The following is a 17,761-nucleotide window of genomic DNA, read 5'->3' as shown; positions in this document are numbered from 1 at the left end:
CCCTCGACAGGTCTTGTTGCGACTCCTATTGCGGCAACTTCGGCTCGACGACCTGCGCGATCTCCATCGCCTTCGCGCAAGTGGTCTCGTCGCTCGGGGCTTTGTCGGAGTCGTAGTTCAACGCGACCGAGACAGAGCCACCGCCAGCCTCGATGATCTGACGGCACATTCCGGTGCCCTGCGACCCCGTGGTTACGGCCTTGATGCCCTCGCGAGGTCCGACTTGATTGCGCTCGAAGATGCTGAACTTGCTCTTCTGACCTTCCCAATACGACAAGTCGTCTTGCTCTGCCTTGTAGATGGTCAAGATGAAATCGCCAGCATCGAAGTCGCAGCCAGGCTCGCCCACACCCTGATCAACAGCCTCGCCTGGCCCAGTCACACCGAAGGCTTGCAGGTCGTCCTGCGGAACCACGGTGCACGGATCAACGGCCGCCAGCGGCGACGGCCCAGCGGGCTGCGATTCCGAACTTGCCGACGGGTCGCCACTGCCACCCGTCCCTCCACATCCCGCGAGAACGAGGCCAGCTGTGGCCAACACACCTGCTACGGCGACTCGTGTTGTACGCATACCCACCATCAGATCAGAAGTTCCGTCCCAAATTTTGAGCGTGCTCGTCGTCAGTGCTCTGCATAACCCGCGCCGAATCTCGGTAGGCCTGACCCATATCCCGCAAGATCTGCTCCATCTTGTCCAGGATCGCGACCAAGCCCACATCCGGTGCGTTCACCTTGTCCTCGAATTTCTGCCCAAGCTGCCGCCCGATGTGGCAGGCACCGAAAGCGTCACGGACAACAAGTTGATCAAGCCGTCCAGCTTTGCTGTTGAGCTTGTCGGCCTTCTCCTCGTAGACCTTGGCGACGCGTTCGGCCGCTGCCGGATCCATGACGAGTTGGCCGTTGTCGACCGCTGCGCGCAGGCCCGCGGCCTGTCCGGCCAGGGCGCCTGCCTGCGCGGCGAAATCTTCCATCCCAGTGGTCACGGAGCCCCCTCCATGTTCGCGATCACGGCCAGTCACGCACGCGTGTGATCACGAACGCAGAGAGTACAAGAAACCGGTCCCGTACCGGACAACATTCACGAAACAACCTCCGCCAACCGAGCGGGAGATACCGGATCAGACGCCTGCCTCCGCGGCGATTGCAGCGACCGGGCGAAGCTGCCTGCCAGGACACGGCATGTCACGGGGCTCGGCCACCGTCGACGCGTCGGCGAGAGCAGTCCCCGTGCCTAGCCGAAAAAAGCCTCCCTCGCCGGAGCGGGGGAGGCTTTTCGCGTTGACCGGTCTAGATCACTCCGGCTGGATGAACGCCGTCTGGATCATTTGCGGCCCGCCGCGCAGGCTGCGGCTGACCAGGGTGCCCCGACCAGGCGGCAGCTGCCGCGACTTGATGTTGGCGACCAGTTGGCCGTCATCCTTGTTCGCGCTCATCGCCAGACCCGGCGCCGAGGTCTCGCGCATCTTGCCGATGATCGGCTCGTACAACGCGCGACCGGCACCACCGGAGTTGCGGGCCAGGATGATGTGCAGGCCCACGTCGCTGGCCTGCGGCACGAACTCCGCGAGCGGCGCGAGCGGGTTGTTGCCCTGCGGCGCCACCAGGTCGTAGTCGTCGACGACGACGAACAGCTCCGGGCCCTTCCACCAGGAGCGGTTCTTCAACTGCTCTTGGGTGACATCCGGGCCGGGCATCCGCTTCTTCAACGCCGCAGCGACGTCCTTGACGTTGCCCTTGAGCTGGTCGGCGCTGACGGCGTACTCCAGCAGGTGCCCCGTGTCCAGGAACCCGAGCATGGTGCGCCGGTAGTCGACCAGCAGGATCAGCGCTTCCTTGTTGGTGTACCGCTCGGTGATGCCGCGAACGATGGTGCGCAGCAGCGCCGTCTTGCCCGACTCGCGCTCGCCGAAGGCGTAGAAGTTCGGCTCGGCGGCGAGGTCCAGGTACACCGGGTGCAGGCCGTCCTCGTTGATGCCGATCGGCACCAGCTTCGGGTTCGGCTGCTGCTCCGGACGCGGCAACTGGTTGTGCGGCAACAGCTCCGGCAGCAGCCGGACCTGCGGCGCCGGACGCCCCTTCCAAGAGCTCTTGACCCGGTTGATCAGGTCGGCGACACCCTCGGACACGTCGTCGTTGTACAGCTCCCAACCCATCCGCGGTGGGCGGCGCTCGGCCTCGGCCGCCTCCAGCTCGGCAACCAACCGGTCGCCGATGTTCTCGCTGTCCACTCGGGGCAGCGCGGTCAGGAAGTGCAGCTTCGACGCGTGCATCCCGCGACCCGGCCGACCGGCCGGTACCTTCACCGCGACCTTGCGGTCGATCTCCGACTCGCTGGGGTCACCGAGCCGCAGCTCGATGCGAGTCTGCAGCAGGTCCTTCAGCGCTGGCCGGATCTCCGCCCACCGGGCCGCCGAGACGAACACGTGGATGCCGAAACCGAGACCGTTGGAGGCCAGGTTCAGCACGTCCGGTTCCAGCGCCTCGAACTCCTCGCGGAACGCCCGCCAGCCGTCGATCATCAGGAACACGTCGCCGTACGGGTCGTCCTCGAACTCCCCGCGCCGCTTGCGGTTGCGGTAGTCGTTCATGCCCTCGACACCGAGCTGCTGGAAGCGGCCTTCGCGATCCGCCAGCAGCGTTTTGAGCTCGGCGACGGTACGCCGCACGGTGTCGGGGTCGCGACGGCTGCCGAAGCCACCGAGGTGCGGCAGGCCGCGCAGCGCCGCCATCGAACCACCACCGAGGTCGACGCAGTAGAACTGCACTTCCTGCGGGGTGTGCGTCAACGCCATCGAAACGATCATCGCGCGCATCGCGTTGGACTTGCCGGACCCGACACCGCCGACGACCGCACCGTGCCCGGCCTGCCCGCTGAGGTCCAGCATCATCGGGTCCTGGCGCTGGTGGTACGGCACGTCGATCAGGCCCACCGGCACCTGCAACCGACCGCTGCCCGCATAACCGGCCGCCGTGTAACCCCGGTCGTCGGTCTGCTGCAGCGGCGGCAGCAGGGTGTCCAAAGTGGGCGGTGTGTCCAGCGGCGGCAGCCACACCGAGTGCGCCGGTGGCCCCTGGCCGCGGATCTTGTCGATGACGATCTGGAAGTCGGTCGGCGCGAGGTCGTCCTTCTCCTCCTTGACCTCCGCGACGACCGGCTGCTCCGGTTCCGGCGGCTTCTCGACGAAGTCCGGGATGAACAACCGCGGCATCTTGTCACCGGTGACCGGCGACGCGCCGCCCTTCAGCGACGGCCGCCGACCGCTGGTCTGGTGCAGGTGCCCGGAGACGAACGCGGCGCGGAACCGGTCCATGCCGTTGGGGTGCTTCAGGTAGCCGTGACCACCGGTGGCGGGCAGGTCGGCGGCGTCGGGAACACCGATCGCCGCACGGGATTCCGCCGCGTTGAAGGTCTTCAGACCGATCCGGTACGACAGGTGCGAGTCCAGGCCGCGCAGCTTGCCCTCTTCCAGCCGCTGGGAGGCCAGCAGCAGGTGGACTTGCAGCGAACGGCCCAGTCGACCGATCATCACGAACAGCTCGGCGAAGTCGGGCTGCTGGGACAGCAGCTCGGAGAACTCGTCGATGACCACGAACAGCGCGGGCAGCGGCTCCTGGCAGCGCTCGTCGCCTGCCTCGCCCATCTTCCGGTAGTCCCAAACGTTCTTCGCGCCCGCCTTGTTCAGGACCTCCTGGCGGCGGTTCATCTCACCGGCCAGCGCGTCCTGCATGCGGTCGATCAGCGAGCCGTCGCCCTCCAGGTTCGAGATGCTCGCCGACACGTGCGGCGCGGGCTCGAACCCGTTGAACGTGGCACCACCCTTGAAGTCGACGACCACGAAGTTGAGCATCGACGACGAGTGGGTGGCCATCAGACCGAGCACGATGGTGCGCAGGAACTCCGACTTACCGGAACCGGTCGCACCGATGCACAGCCCGTGCGGGCCCATCCCGCCGGAGGCAGTCTCCTTGATGTCCAGGTGCACGATCTCGCCTTGCTCACCAGGACCGATCGCGACCCGGTACAGGTCGCTGATGGGCTTGACCCGCCACGCCTCGTTGAGGTCGAAGGTGACCACGTCACCGGCCAACCCCAGCTGCTCGACGTAGTTCAGCGGTGTGGTCAGCGGCTCGTAGCCGCCGGTGTCGGCGTCCGCCGAAACCCCACCGACCACCCGGTACGGGGCCAGTTGGCGGGCCAGCGAGGTGGCTTCCTCGATGGTCAGCGAGTCGGGCTTGCCGAACCACTCGACGCCGCTGCCGCCGCGAGCACCGATGCGGTCGTCCTCGACGACCATCCGCATGCCGCGGCGCGCGGTTAGCTGGCCGAGCAGGTCGGACAGGTCGATCATGGTGACCCCGGCCAGGCCGCCTTCGACGAAGAGCGTCTCCTCGCGGCTGATCTCGGCGTCGTCGATGATGATCACGATGTGCGGCTGGCCGTCCGGCGGTGCCGCGTTGCGCTGGAAGCGCGGACGCTCGGCCAGTTCCTCGGCCAGCATCTGCTCGACGGAGCTCAGCGATCCGGCCATCAGCCGCATCTGGCCGATGCCGTCGGTTTCGGTCGGGTGCTGGGCGTGCGGCAGCCACTTCACCCATTCCCACTCGGTGCGCGCGCGACCGCTGCTGGCGACCGCGATCAGCACGTCGTCCGGGGTGTGGAAGGTGGCGAGTTGGCAGACCATCGCCCGAGCCAGGCCGCGGACCAGTTCGCGTTCGCCCTGCAGGCCGACGGCGGCGAAGCCGCGCAGCGACGTCGCGATCGGCAGATCCGGCACCAGCGAGTGCGCCCGCACGAAGCGGCGCAGCGCCAGCGTGGTGATCGGCTCCAGCTCGTCGACCGGTCCGGTTTGCGGTGGCACCAGGCGGGTTTCCAGCCGCTGCGAACCGCGGCCGACCCGGACCTGGCAGAAGTCGTTGTCGTTGGGCCGCCGCTCCCACATCCGCCGACTACCGGCGGCCAGCGACCAGAGGGTCTGCGGGTCGGGGTGCACCCACTCCCGGGCGAGCCGCTGCTCGTCGGCGGCCTCCCGCGCCCGGTCGCGCATCTGCCCGAGGTACCGCAGGTAGTCCTTGCGGTCCTCGTTCATCTCGGCCTTCTTCTGGCTGCCTTCCCGGCCGCCACCAGCCATCATCCCGAATGTTGAGATGAGCATCATCATCGGCATCATCATCATCATCGGGTTGTTGTTCGCCCGCTGGAACATGAAGACCATCATTCCCAGCGACGCGACGATCATGAGGCCGGGAAGGACCTTCTGGACGATGTTGCCCGGAATCGTCCGCGGAATCTCCGGCGGTGGTTCGAGGTGCACCTCCCCGCCCGGTGGCCTGGGAGCGGCCAGGCGTGGCGTTCGCTTGAACTGCAGCGTGCTCACCGGACGCAACAACCTTTCCATGTCGTAGCGGGCATTCGCCTGCCACACTGTGCTCTCGAATGTCGCAGGCAGCATTCTGTACCGCTGCGGCACCACCGGCGGCGGGGTGGGAGTCCAGCGTGACCAACCAGATACGAAGTAGTTGTCACGAGTTCCACCAAACCCGTCACCCGTCGACGGTCGGTGTGGCCATACTAGGGGCGCTCTTCGACCGGGCGGGTGGGTTTCGGAAGAAAAATCGGCCTTGGTTGGATCGAGCCCAGCGACATAAATGAATGCAAGGCAATCAACCTCAGGGAGTAGGGGGCCCAAGTGGCGACCGGGACCACGGTGTTCAGCCGCGTGACGGTGGTGGCGCCTACAACTCGTATCGACCTGGCGCTTCCCGCGGACGTGTCGGTGGCGGACCTGCTGCCGATGCTGCTGGATATGGCTCGCGAGATCACCCCGGACGGCGGTTCGCGGCACGGCGGCTGGTGCCTGGCCAAGCTCGGGGAGAGCCAGCCCCTCGATCCGAGCCAGACGTTGTCCTCGCAGGGCGTCGTGGACGGCGACATGCTGCAGCTGCGGCGCAGGTCGGATGATCCGCCACCGCCGCTGTACGACGACGTCGTCGACGCGCTCGCGGAAGCCGAGCCGGGCAGCTATCGGCCGTGGACCAAGGAAACCGCGGCGAAGGTCGGGCACGCCGCTGGCGCGTTGGCGCTCATCGGCGCGGCCATCGCGCTGGGCCTGGCCGGACCGGCCGGGCTGCTGCACCCCGGTCTGGACGGTGCCGAGCCGATCGTCTACCAGATCGTGGCCGCCGTCACCGCGGCGGTGGTGGCGATCTTCGCGACCGGCGTCGGATCGATGGTGACCCGCGCCTACGCGGCGCCCACCACGGGCACGGTGATCGCCGCCGCAGGTGGACTGCCGATGGCGTTCGTCGCGGGCTTCAACATCGTGCCCGGCAACGCACTTGAGCCGAAGCTGCTGCTGGCCAGCGCGATGACGCTGATCTTCGCATCGGTGTCGATCATGGTGATCGGCGCGGGCATCGTGACCTTCATCGCGGCGGCCACCGCGGCGGCGTTCGGCACCATCGCCTTCATCGTCGCGACATTGGTGCCCGCCGCCAACACCGCGGGCATCGCCGCGGGCGCCGCGGCCGTCGGCCTGGCCGGTATCTCGCTGCTGCCGCGCATCACCATCCAGCTCGCCAAACTGCCGCTGCCGCACGTGCCGGGCAGCGCCGAGGACCTCAAGGAAGACACCGGGTTCCCGGACTACCGGATGATCGAGCGGCAGACCGGGCTGGCGCACCAGTACATGACCGGCCTGATCATCGGCTGCGGGCTGGTCGCCGCGCTCGGCTCGATCCTCGCTGCCGCGGCCAGCATCTGGGGTGCGGTGTTCGCCATCGTCGTCTCGGCGGTGCTGCTGCTGCGCGGCCGCAACTACGCCAACGGCAGCCAGGCGATCGCCCTGCTGCTCAGCGGTCTGCTCTCGTCGCTGGGCGTCACCATCGGACTGCTGGTGCAGGTGGCGCAGATGCCGCTGGCGGTGGCCTGGGTCTTCCCGCCGCTGCTGCTGCTGGGCATCCTGTCGATCATCTTCGGCGTGGTGTTCCCGAACCGCCGGTTCTCGCCGGTGCAGCGCCGCATGGTGGACATCCTGGAAGCGGTCCTGATCGCCCTGGTGCTGCCGCTGGCGCTGGCCGCGATGGACCTCTACATGACGATCCGCGACCTCAACCTGAACTTCTTCTAGAGGGGCGGCGTGATGCGCTCTAGGCACTCCCGCTCGCGCGGCGTGATGCGCGGATTCGCGCTGTTCACCGCGGTGGGCGCGCTCGCGCTGGGTGGGCCGACGGCACCAGCGGTCGCGCAGACAGTCGGCCCACCACCGCTGGATCCGTCGCAACAAGCCGACAGTTCCCTGCAGACGTTCGGCTTCCCGCAGAAGCAGGGTTGCATGAACGGAAACCGCGGCGGCGGGTTGATCGAGGAAAAGCCGTGGAGTCAGCTGACGCTCGGCTACGAGCAGGCACATGACCAGGCCCTCACCGGCGCCGGCAAGACGGTCGCGGTCATCGACACCGGCGTCAACCGGCACCCGCGCCTGGGCAACGTGCTCGGCGGCGGGACGAGCATCCCCGACGGCCGCGGCGACCAGGACTGCGACGGGCACGGCACCATCGTGGCCGGCATCATCGGCGCCGACGCGGACCCGACCGGGCAAATCGGCTACGTCGGCGTCGCACCGGATTCGGCGATCCTGTCCATCCGGCAGTCTTCGAGTCTCTTCCAGGACAACCAGACCAACGCGACGATCGGCAACACCGAGACCATGGCGGAAGCCATCAACATCGCGGTGGACCGAAACGTCGACGTCATCAACATCTCGCAGTCGTCGTGCCAGCCGATCGCGGAGGCCAGCAACTTCGCCAACCGCGGGAACCAGCAGCTGCACAACGCGGTTCTTCGGGCCTACAACGCGGGCATCGTGGTGGTCGCCGCCGCTGGCAACGTCGGCGGGACGTGCCAGAAGAACCCGTCCGGCAACCCGACGACCGCGGTGCTGCCCGCCTGGTTCGACGACCAGGTGCTCACCGTGGCCTCGGTGAACCAGCAGGGTGCGCCGTCGGAGTTCACCGTGCCGGGGCCATGGGTGGACGTGGCCGCACCTGGTGAGGGCCTGATCGCACTCGATCCGGGTGTCGGTGGGAGCGGGCTGGCCAGCCAGATCGCCGAGGGCCAGGACGGTCAGATGGGCCCGATCCAGGGCACCAGCTTCGCCGCGCCGTACGTGTCCGGGCTCGCGGTGCTGATCAAGCAGAAGTTCCCGGAACTCTCGGCTCAGCAGGTGATGGACCGGATCAAGACGACGGCGCTGCACCCGGGCGGCATCAACGGGCGCAACGACATCGTCGGCTTCGGCATGATCGACCCGATGGCCGCGCTGAGCGACGTGGTCCCGGCCGAGCACGGCAAGGTGGCGCCACCACCGCGACCGAAGCGGCTGGAAGCCGACGTCATCCCGCAGCAGGACTTCCCGGCGCTGATCATCGCGATGGGCGGTGCTGGAGCGGGCATCGCGGCGATAATCTTCACCGCGTTCCTGGTCAACGCGGTCCGCAACGTGCGGGCCAGAGCCCGCGAGAACAGCGGCCGCTGAGCAGCTCCGAAACCGGCCCGGTGTCCACTTAGGACACCGGGCCGGTTCGCGTTCAGCCGAGGGTGCCGATGACCGCCATCGCGCCGACCGCCGCGAGCACCGACCCCCGACGCAGCTATTACTGTCGCAATGTGCTTGATCCAGGTCGCAAGCGGTTGTTCCTGGTCGATGCCGCCCTCGGCGTGGCGATCACGGCCACCTACCGCGGCATTGCGCGCCGGGGCCAGCGGGTTCCTGCTCAAGGACACTCCGCCCGGCGAGCTGCTGGCCGCGATCCGGGTGGTCGCGGCGGGCGACGGACTGCTGGCGCCGTCGGTGACCCGGCGGTTGATCGCGGAGTTCGCCCGGCGACCGGAGCCGACCGGTTCCCCGGCCCGCGCGCTGGACGCGCTGACCGGTCGGGAACGCGAGGTCCTCACCTTGGTGGCGCGTGGGCTGTCCAACACCGAACTCGCCGACCAGCTGCACCTGAGCATGCCGACGGTGAAGACGCACATCGGCCGACTGCTCGCGAAGCTCCACGCCCGCGACCGAGCTCAACTCGTCATCACGGCGTACGAAACCGGCCTGGTATCACCCCGAACTCCGCGCTGACGCCCAGCGATCTCCGCAAGCGGGCCAGTCGCCTCGTGACCGTCAGTCCCGCCGCTTCGGAGGTGGGGCGTCGCCCACCGACGCGGTGCCGGTCCTCGGCTTCGGCGGTGGCGCATCACCTACCGACGCAGTGCCGGTCCTCGGCTTCGGGGGTGCGGTCTCGCCTGCTGGTTTTGGCTTCGGGTGCAGGACGTCGTCGATCGAGGGGCGTGGTTTCGCGGGTTCCAGGACCGACGGGATGCTCAGCGGTGGACCGGCAGACTGCGGGTTGGCAGACTGCGGGTTGGCCGACTGCGGGCTGACGGGCTTGGCCGATTCCGGGGCCTGGTCCTGCGGTTTGGCGCCGAAGACCGCCGGGGCCGCATCGGGCGGGGTGCCGAACAGCTCTTCCGGCTTGGCCTTGAACCGCGAGGGGTTCCTGCGCTCCTGACCGCCGCCTTGCTGGGCGCCGCCCATCATCCCGCCCATCATGCCCATCGGCATCATGCCGCCGTACATCCCGCCAGCGGCCGCGCCGCCAGCGGCACCGGCCATCGCGCCGCCGGTGGCCGCGGCAGCAGGCGGCAGCGCCGACGGCTCGACCGCCCGCGAAGTGCCGCCCGGTGACAATTCGGTATCGGCGGTTCCACCAGGTGCGCCGGAAGCACTCGCGGCGCCAACTCCGGACGCGCCACCCGACGCACCGCCACCGGCACCCGCACCCGCCGATTCAGCACTCGCCGGAGCCGCACCCGCCGGTTCGGCACCCGCCGGTTCGGCGGCAGCGGGGGGCGCTGCCGCAGCGGGTGCGCGGAAGTCCCAGGCCTGCGCGGGCATTCGGCGGTCGAACTGGACCGATCCGGTCGACCGGCCCTCCTCCAGGTCGTCGCAGAACCGCGCGAACGCGGCATAAGCGTCCGAAATGGACTCGGCCAGCTCAAGAGCCGGTTGGGCGAGATCCGCGAAGTGCTTGCGCGCCCGGTTGGCACCCTCGACGGGCGCCAGCAGTGCTGAGGACACCGAGTCCGCCGCCTCCACGACCAGCTCGCCCAGGTCGTCCAACTGCGTCTGCACCGCGTCGACGGTGTGCTCCAACGCATCCGCCAGCGCACGCATCGAATCGACCAGGTCGTTGCCCGCCAGGCCGACTTCCCGGATGTGCGCGAGGAACGCATCGGCGTCCGCACCCTGCCACGCCGAATCGATCCCGCCGAGCCGCCCGTGCACGTCCAGCGCGGCCTGCTCCGCGGTCTCCGCGCCCTGGCGCCACACCTGGGCGGCTTGGCGCAGATCCTCGTGGTGTCCCACCAAGTCGGCGAGGTCGGCGGGAATCGAGTTCGCGACCTGCAACTCGTCCGCGATGCGGGACAGGTAGTCGAGGTGTTCGGCCACCTCGGAGCGCTCGGTCGCCATGCTCATGCCTCCTGCTTCCGCATCTCGCTGGCACTGTCGTCGTCGCCGACGCCGTGGAAGTCCACGACCTCGCGCAGTTCGTCACCGGCGCGCGTCAACGTCTCACCGGCGCGGCGGTTCTGGTCCAGCAGCAACGCGCGGGCCCGCTGGTAGGCCTCCGCTGCCCCCACCTTGCGGCCGAGTTCACCGAAGGCCTCCGGGGCGAGTTCCGCAGCCGCCAATCCCTGCTGCGCCGTGGTGATCTCCTCCCCAGCGGCGCGCACTTCGCGTGCGTACGTCGCCAGCCATTCGATGTCGATCCGGATCCCCGACATCCGGCACCTCCCGAGTTGGTCGCTCGTATTGCTCGTCTTCGAAGCTGTGCAGTCGCCAGCCGACCGACTGGCCCTTATGACAATCCGCCCGCAGCTTCACCATGTGCTGCGGGCGGATCGCTTGTTCCTCGGACGTTGGAGCCGACCTGTTCGGTTCCCGATCGTGACCGGTTTCGGCTGTGCTCGCGGCCGAAACCAGACTGCTAGTTACCTGCCTGGGCGGCCCCGGACTGCTGTTGCTGCTGCTGGTTCTGCGGCGGACGGTTCACCCCGCCCGGTGCCACCGGGACCGAGTCGTAGGTCAGGCTGGCGTTCGCGGGGTCGAGGAAGTCGCCCTTCGGCAGGGTCCGCATCAGCCAGGACGGGCCCGCCTTGATGTCCCCGGCGCCACCGATCACGCCGAGGCCCTGCGCGGTGGCGACATCCTTGACGCCGTACTGCACGCCCTGGTCGGACACCAGGAAGATCGGCCCGCTGTTCGCCCCCGCTTCGTTCGAGGAACCACGCACCACCGCGGCCTTGCCGGGCGGCATGTAGAAGTAGTCGACGTTCGGCCCGGAACCGTCGAACTGGGCCAGTTTGACCGGTGCCTTCGCCGTTGGTGAGCCCTTGTGCAGGGTCACCGTGATGTTCTGGTCACCGTTGACGTTCTTCCAGCTCAGGCAGGACGTGTCGGCCTGTTGGAAGGTCACCGGCTTGGGCACCGACATCGGGAAGTTGGTGAGGTTGAGCTGTTCTTCCGACGGTGCGGTTTGGGCGTCGGTGACCGCGCCGGTGGCGTTCGGGATGTCCTGGCTGTCGTTCCTCGCCCCGTGCAGCACCGCCGCCGCACCCTCGTTGATCTGCTGCTTGCCGCCCTGCAGCAGCAGGAAGAACTGGTCCGGCTGCCCGGGCACGGTGCGCCGGACGACATCGCCGGCCTGGTACCGGGACATGTAGTCCAACTGCGTGCCATCACCCGGGACGTCCGGCACCTGCAGCATCGGGACCTCCGGAATGGAGTTGAGCATGTTGGTGCTGATCGTCCGCGGCGTCGCACCGTCGAGCCCGAAGATGTCCAGCACGTTGCTCTGCGTCTGGTCCACCCTCGACTTGACCGTGTGGGTGTGCGGGCGACCCGGCAGGTCCTGGACCCGGTAGATCAGGTACTGGTTTCCGGAGGTCTCGTCCTCGACGTACAGCGACTGGTTCGGCGCGAGTTCGGTGCCGTGGTTTCCGTCACCACCGATCACCGTCGTCTGCACCTGCGTCGCGGCCTCCACCCGAGCGTCGTTGAGGCTGTTCTGGACCTGCCCGACATCGCAGATCGCCCAGGACGGCTCCGCGGCGTTGTTGGCCTTCGGCAGGAAGGTCGGCGCGTTGACCATGCCGGTCAGCGCACCGCGCGGGAAGTCCGCCAGCGCCGCCTCTTTCACCGTGGTGGGCTCGACCGGACCGCCGCCCTGCCCACCTCCCTGGGCCATGACCAGCAATTTCGCCGAGGCCATGTTGAGCATGGGGATCAGTCGCTTTTGCGCCTGATCGTCAGAAGTGACGACAAAAACACTGCCGCTTTCCTTGGCGATGACGATCGACCCCGGATCCGGTACCGAGCCCCTGCCGCCGAACAGGCCCCAAACGAGGAACCCGACTATGCCGACGGCAGCGAGCACTGCACCCGCGATCGTGGCCCGCTTGTGCGAACCCATCGGATCGTGGAGCATCACCGCGTCTTTTCGCACCAGCGCCGACTCCATGCGGCGCAGCACGAACCGATACGCCTGAACCTGTGACTTGGTTGTGGGTGTTGATGCCATTCTTCGCCTACAGCTCTCCCGTCCGAGGTACGGTTTCGCAGGATAGTCGCAGAGAGATACCAAATGGGTGCGGTTCGACCGAGTCCGTCAGTATTCTCATCACGCGGCTTCCCGAGGAACGCGTCCCGGCGCGCCGAGTGCCGCACCTGAACCTGCGAGGGGGAGAGACCGAACGGATGTCCGTTACCACGCAACATCCGGCCCAGCCGACAGCTCCCGGGCCCGCCAGCCCGCCCCGCGCCCGGATCCGCGCGCGGCGGCGACGTATCAACGGCGTGACGCTCGGTGGCATCCCGGCGGCCAACATCGTGCTCATCGAGGTCGGCCTCGCCATCGGCCTGATCCTCTTCATAATCAACGAAATCCTGCTGCCGGTCGGCGCAGGGGTCGCGTTGCTGGCGCTGATCATCGCGCTGCTTCGGCGCCGTGGCCGCTGGTTCACGCAGTGGTTCGGGCTGGTGCTCGAATACCGCGGCCGCAACCACACCCGGGTTTCCCACCCGGCCAACGTCGACGCCATGGAACCGGCTGAGGACAAGGACGGCGACGGCATCATCGGCCCGGACGAGAACCACCGGGTCGCGCTGCTGCGCCTGGTCGTCGAAGACCTGGTGATCGCCCGAACCCAAGACCACGACCGCAACCCGGTCGGCATGGCCTGGCACAACGGCAAGTGGACGGCGGTGCTTATGGTCGAACCGGCGCCGTCGCTGCTGAACCCGGTCGACAACGCGCCGAACCTGCCGCTGGGCGTGCTCGTTCCGTGTCTGGAAGACCGCGGTGTGGTGCTCGACGCGGTCCAGGTCATCTGGCACTGCTACCCGGGAAGTGCGGCGCTGCCGTCGAATTCGCCCGCGCTGAACTCCTACCTGGAAGTCCTCGGCCGACTGCCCGCGGCCGCGCGGCGCACCACCTGGATCGCAGTGCGCCTCGATCCGCAGCGCTGCGCGAAGGCGATCGGCGAGCGCGGCGGCGGCGTCCTCGGCGCGCAGCGGGCACTCATCGGGGCGCTGTCCCGAGTCCGCAACGCGCTGGAGCGGCGCGGTGTGCCGACCCGCCCGCTGGACCCAGACGAGCTGCTGCAGGCCGGGATCTCCTCGGCGGAACTGCACAACGTGCTCGGCTCGCAACGCCCGGTCGGCCTCAAGGAGCGCTGGGACGGCGTGACGGCCGGGGGCGTCGGGCACTCCAGCTACGCCATCACCAACTGGCCGCACCAGATGAACGACAGCCTCAACGCGCTCACCGGTATCCGCGCGCTGTCCACCAGCATCGCGCTGTCCGTCTCACCGGCAGGTGAGGAAGGCGAGGTCGGGCTGCGCGGACTGGTGCGGGTCAGCGCCCGCACACCCACCGAGCTGAACGCCGCCGATGAACGGCTGAAGGCGATCAGCCACCGCCTCGGGTTGACCCTGACCCCGCTGCGCGGCTCGCAACTGGCCGGTTACGCGGCGACGTTGCCGCTGGGAGGTGCGGCATGAGCCGAAGCAGAACGATCGATGTGCCCGGCAGCCAGGGGGCGGCACCGGAGTTCCTGGTCACCCCGGAAACCCTGGACGCCATCAGCCCGTCCGGTGACCGGGGCGGTGTGATCATCGGCTCCGACCAGCAGGGCGAGGCGCAGGCCGCTTCGATGCTGCGCCCGGCCCCGACCCGCATGGTCACCCTCGGCGGCCTGTACCTGGCCCGGCAGCTCGCGCTGCGCGCGATGGCCACCGGCGCGTGGGTGATCGTCGCCACCGGACGACCGGCGGCGTGGAAGATGCTGGAGCGGGCGGCCGGGCAGACACCGGACGGCAAGGCGGTGCCGTTGGCGCAGATTCGCCGGCTGGCGCCGTTCGACCTGCCTCGGTCCACTGAGGACACTCCGCTGCTGGTGATCCACGACGGCGGCGCCGTGCCGCAGGAGCTGTTCCCGCCGCGCGCGCCGTGGCAGACCACCATGTACGTGCTGCCTTACCTGCACCCGCAGGTCAGCAGCGGTACGGCGGCGAACACCGCGGATCTCGTGCTGCTGCAACGCCTCCCGCTGAACCAGGCCCAGCTCGCCCAGCGGATCTGGAGCCTGCGGGGCCACCAGGTCCAGCAGCTGACCCAGCTCAAGGACGACTCGGTGATCGCCCTCGGCAACATGACCTGGACGATGATCCGCCTGGTGACGAACAAGAAGGAACAAGAAATCCTCGGCCCGATCCGCCGAGGCGACTGATCGGCGCACGCGACGTTTCGCGGTGAGGGGCACCCGTGACCCAGTTACTTGGTCACGGGTGCCCCTCACCCATGCACCGACGCAGCGCGGCCGACGCGAACCGCTAATCAGCAGCGGGTGGTTCGCACGTGGTGCCCGGCGGAGGCAGGCGGCGGAACTCCAGGTAGCGGTTGGCGTGGGCGATGGTGCACGGGTCGCCGCTCAGGTAGAGGGCGTGGCCCGAACCGTTGAAGCGGACCGTGGCCGAGCCCGGCACATGCGCCACGATGTTCGCGACGTACGCGTGGTCGACCCAGGTACCAGCGCCGAGCAGCGGTGGGAGCCGGTCGGCTGGCAGCGGTGTCGGCGGGTTTCGGACCGGGGTGGGCCAGCCGACGCAGGGCAACCGGTGCAAGAACCGTTCTCCGGCGAAGTTCGGCGAGACCCGCTCACCAATCGCCTTCAACCTCTCGAAGTCCGCGTAGTCGTAGACGCCCATTCCGTCCGGGCACTCGGTCACGGACTTTCCCACCATCGCAGGTACTTTCAGGCTCCCGGTGGCCTGTTCGACGTAGTCGGCGAAGCCGGACGCATCGCGGGCCACCGCCTTGTCGACGGCCCACGCGAACCGCTGCCAGTTCGGGAAGCTCGGCGCGGCACCGGGACTGATCACATCGGGGATGGGGGCGATCTTCAGGTCGAAGCCGCTGTAGGCGACCTCCTCGCCCCGCACCGGGATCGGTGACCGGTCCGCATCCGCGACCAGTCCGCGCCAGAGCGCACCGACATCCCGCCCGTGCAGCGCGCATTCCCGGGAGGACACGCACCAGGCGCCGAGCCGGGCGAACTGGTCCTCGATGGTCTGGTAGTTGACCTTGGCATTCTCGACTGGATCGGCGAGGTGGTCGACGGCGCCGTCGACGTACAGCGCGCGAACGCGGTCGGGGAACAACCGCACGTAGCTGCCGGTGCTGATCCTCTCGGAGTACGTGGAGCAGCTCTACGCCCGCGAGCTGCTGTCCGACCGGGCGGGCGCGGTGGGTTACCTGCTGAAGGACCGCGTCGGCGAGGTCGAGCAGTTCGTAGAGTCGGTGCGCCGGGTGGCGGCCGGGGGAACGGCGATGGACACCGAGGTGATCAACCAGTTGCTCATCCGCCAGGAGCGCGACGAGCCGCTTGGTGAACTGACGCCGAGGGAGCGCGAGGTCCTCGCCCTGATGGCCGAGGGCATGTCCAACGCCGCGATCGCCGCGCGCCTGCTGGTCACCGACAAGGCGATCGGCAAGCACACCAACAACATCTTCGCCAAGCTCGGACTGCCGCCGTCCGACGATCAAAACCGCCGGGTGATGGCGGTGCTGGCGTATCTCGAAGCCGAACCCGGCAGGGCCCGAGGTGTCCGCAGTTGAAACCGCGAGCGATGCGGTCCGTCAGGGGAGGGTGCGCAGGGCTCGGGTTTGGGCGGCTCTGGCTTCGAGTTCTTCGTCCGGGGGGTAGTCGATGGCCGCGAGGATCAGGCCGTGGGCGGGCGCTACCGCGGTGGTGCGGGTGGTGGATTCCAGGACCTCCGCTGGCCAGGGCTGGCTTCGGCGGCCATCGCCGACCATCAGGAGCGTGCCGACCAGGCTGCGGACCATCGAGTGGCAGAAGGCGTCCGCGGTCACGTGCGCGACGATCAGGTGCTCCGCCACCCGCTCCCATTCGAAGCGCTGCAACTCTCGAACCGTGGTGGAGCCGTCGCGCGGCTTGCAGTAGGCCGCGAAGTCGTTGAGCCCCAACAATCCTCGCGCCGCCGCGTTGAGCGCGGCCACGTCCAGCGGGCGGTTCCAGGCGAGCGTGTCCCGGCGCCGCAGCGGATCCACGCCCCACGGCGCGTCCGACACCTGGTACCGGTAGTGCCGACGCAGCGCCGAGAACCGCGCGTCGAACTCGACTGGCACCACCCGGGCGCCCAGCACCCGCACGTCCGGCGGCAGGATGCGGTTCCACCGGTGCACCATCCGCGCCAGGTCCGGGATCCCCTGCGCATCAACGGAAATCCGCCCGCGCTCGGCCGGGTCGTGGGGCACCACGTCGAAGTGCACGACCTGCCCCGAAGCGTGCACGCCGGAATCCGTCCGCCCAGCGACCACCACCGACCGGGGCACCGATCGTCCCGGCGGCTGCTTCGCCAACGCGTCTTCCACCAGGCCCTGCACGGTCCGCTGGCCCGGTTGCCGCGCCCACCCGCAGAAATCCGTGCCGTCGTAGCTCAGGTCGAGGCGCACGCGAACGAGCCCGCCCTCCCCAGCGGGAGCGGCGGGCTCGTTCGTGGCAGAACCAGGAATCAGGACTCGTCCTTCTTCTCGGCGTCCTCGGCCTTGGCCTCGGCGGTGTCCGCCGCCTTCGCCTCGGCAGCAGTGTCCTCGGCGTTGGCCTCGACGGCCTCCGCCGGTGCCTCGGTCGCCTCGGCCTGCGGGGCCTCGGTGACCTCCGACGAGGTCTCCTGCTTGTCCTTGGCGAACTTCGTGCCGCGAGCGGCCTCCGCCTCGGCGGTGGCGGTCTGCTCGGTCACGAGTGCGATGACGGCCATCTTCGCGTTGTCACCCCTGCGCGGCATCGTCTTGATGATGCGGGTGTAGCCGCCGTTGCGTTCGGCGAAGAACGGGCCGATCTCGGCGAAGAGCTTGTGCACGACGTCCTTGTCGCGGATGGTCTTCATGACCTCACGACGGTTGTGCAGGTCGCCCTTCTTCGCCTTGGTGATCAGCCGCTCGGCGATCGGCCGCAGCCGCTTCGCCTTCGCCTCGGTCGTGGTGATCCGGCCGTGCTCGAACAGCGAGGTGGCCAGGTTGGCCAGAATGAGCCGCTCGTGCGCGGGCGACCCGCCGAGACGCGGACCCTTTGTCGGGGTGGGCATCGGTTGCTCCTCTCAGGGCGCGCCGGTACCCCGGGCGCGCAAAC

Annotated in this window: 13 protein-coding genes and 2 pseudogenes; 6 read left to right on the top strand and 9 right to left on the bottom strand. The window is 68.6% G+C overall.

From position 1 onward, the window contains the following. Positions 1-25: 25 nt before the first annotated feature. The 3 genes from ACTWQN_RS05640 to eccCa form a co-directional block, all read right to left on the bottom strand. A complete protein-coding gene (locus ACTWQN_RS05640) occupies positions 26-571 on the bottom strand; it encodes a DUF3558 family protein (protein WP_443202235.1) in 546 nt (181 codons plus the stop codon). A 13-nt stretch (positions 572-584) separates the two neighbouring features. Then, positions 585-983, bottom strand: coding sequence for a hypothetical protein (locus tag ACTWQN_RS05635; RefSeq protein ID WP_443202234.1), 399 nt, complete (start codon positions 981-983; stop codon positions 585-587). 309 nt (positions 984-1,292) lie between these two features. Further along, positions 1,293-5,375, bottom strand: a complete 4,083-nt coding sequence (gene eccCa, locus ACTWQN_RS05630; RefSeq protein ID WP_443202233.1) for a type VII secretion protein EccCa — start codon at positions 5,373-5,375, stop codon at positions 1,293-1,295. Positions 5,376-5,687: 312 nt separating this feature from the next. Here eccCa and eccD point away from each other — a divergent pair, with 312 nt between their 5' ends. From eccD to ACTWQN_RS05615, 3 genes and pseudogenes are all read left to right on the top strand, one after another. After that, complete coding sequence (eccD, locus tag ACTWQN_RS05625; RefSeq protein WP_443202232.1) at positions 5,688-7,127, top strand: type VII secretion integral membrane protein EccD; 1,440 nt, start codon at positions 5,688-5,690, stop codon at positions 7,125-7,127. 12 nt (positions 7,128-7,139) lie between these two features. After that, on the top strand, positions 7,140-8,534 hold the full coding sequence (gene mycP, locus ACTWQN_RS05620) for a type VII secretion-associated serine protease mycosin (RefSeq protein WP_443202231.1): 1,395 nt from the start codon (positions 7,140-7,142) through the stop codon (positions 8,532-8,534). A 204-nt stretch (positions 8,535-8,738) separates the two neighbouring features. After that, a pseudogene (locus ACTWQN_RS05615) lies at positions 8,739-9,128 on the top strand (LuxR C-terminal-related transcriptional regulator); the annotation flags it as partial. A 42-nt stretch (positions 9,129-9,170) separates the two neighbouring features. Here ACTWQN_RS05615 and ACTWQN_RS05610 read toward each other — a convergent pair. From ACTWQN_RS05610 to eccB, 3 genes are all read right to left on the bottom strand, one after another. Continuing rightward, complete coding sequence (locus ACTWQN_RS05610) at positions 9,171-10,526, bottom strand: WXG100 family type VII secretion target (RefSeq protein ID WP_443202230.1); 1,356 nt, start codon at positions 10,524-10,526, stop codon at positions 9,171-9,173. Continuing rightward, positions 10,523-10,834, bottom strand: coding sequence for a hypothetical protein (locus ACTWQN_RS05605; RefSeq protein ID WP_443202229.1), 312 nt, complete (start codon positions 10,832-10,834; stop codon positions 10,523-10,525). The genes ACTWQN_RS05610 and ACTWQN_RS05605 overlap by 4 nt, the downstream gene beginning before the upstream one ends. A gap of 203 nt (positions 10,835-11,037) precedes the next feature. Next, on the bottom strand, positions 11,038-12,630 hold the full coding sequence (gene eccB / locus ACTWQN_RS05600; RefSeq protein ID WP_443202228.1) for a type VII secretion protein EccB: 1,593 nt from the start codon (positions 12,628-12,630) through the stop codon (positions 11,038-11,040). 176 nt (positions 12,631-12,806) lie between these two features. Between eccB and eccE the strand changes: the two genes are divergently transcribed. Beyond that, positions 12,807-14,111 (top strand): type VII secretion protein EccE, encoded by a 1,305-nt coding sequence (eccE, locus tag ACTWQN_RS05595; RefSeq protein WP_443202227.1) that lies wholly within the window; start codon positions 12,807-12,809, stop codon positions 14,109-14,111. Continuing rightward, positions 14,108-14,839, top strand: coding sequence for a hypothetical protein (locus ACTWQN_RS05590; protein ID WP_443202226.1), 732 nt, complete (start codon positions 14,108-14,110; stop codon positions 14,837-14,839). Before eccE ends, ACTWQN_RS05590 begins: the two co-directional genes overlap by 4 nt. A 103-nt stretch (positions 14,840-14,942) precedes the next feature. On the opposite strand, the gene ACTWQN_RS05585 is transcribed toward ACTWQN_RS05590, so the two are convergent. Next, entirely contained in the window at positions 14,943-15,776 is an 834-nt protein-coding gene (locus ACTWQN_RS05585) for an alpha/beta hydrolase (protein ID WP_443202225.1), read from the bottom strand. A 4-nt stretch (positions 15,777-15,780) separates the two neighbouring features. Between ACTWQN_RS05585 and ACTWQN_RS05580 the strand changes: the two are divergent. Further along, positions 15,781-16,227, top strand: a pseudogene (locus ACTWQN_RS05580) (LuxR C-terminal-related transcriptional regulator); the annotation flags it as partial. Positions 16,228-16,248: 21 nt separating this feature from the next. Here ACTWQN_RS05580 and truA read toward each other — a convergent pair. Both truA and rplQ read right to left on the bottom strand, forming a co-directional pair. Next, complete coding sequence (gene truA / locus ACTWQN_RS05575; protein ID WP_443202224.1) at positions 16,249-17,085, bottom strand: tRNA pseudouridine(38-40) synthase TruA; 837 nt, start codon at positions 17,083-17,085, stop codon at positions 16,249-16,251. Positions 17,086-17,144: 59 nt separating this feature from the next. After that, positions 17,145-17,717, bottom strand: a complete 573-nt coding sequence (gene rplQ, locus ACTWQN_RS05570; protein WP_443202223.1) for a 50S ribosomal protein L17 — start codon at positions 17,715-17,717, stop codon at positions 17,145-17,147. Between the last annotated feature and the right edge of the window lie 44 nt (positions 17,718-17,761).

The sequence above is a fragment of the Saccharopolyspora antiqui genome, assembly GCF_052246905.1.
Lineage (GTDB): Bacteria > Actinomycetota > Actinomycetes > Mycobacteriales > Pseudonocardiaceae > Saccharopolyspora.
The sequence above is the reverse complement of the archived record's forward strand: the minus strand, read 5'-3'. Positions and strand labels throughout refer to the sequence as shown.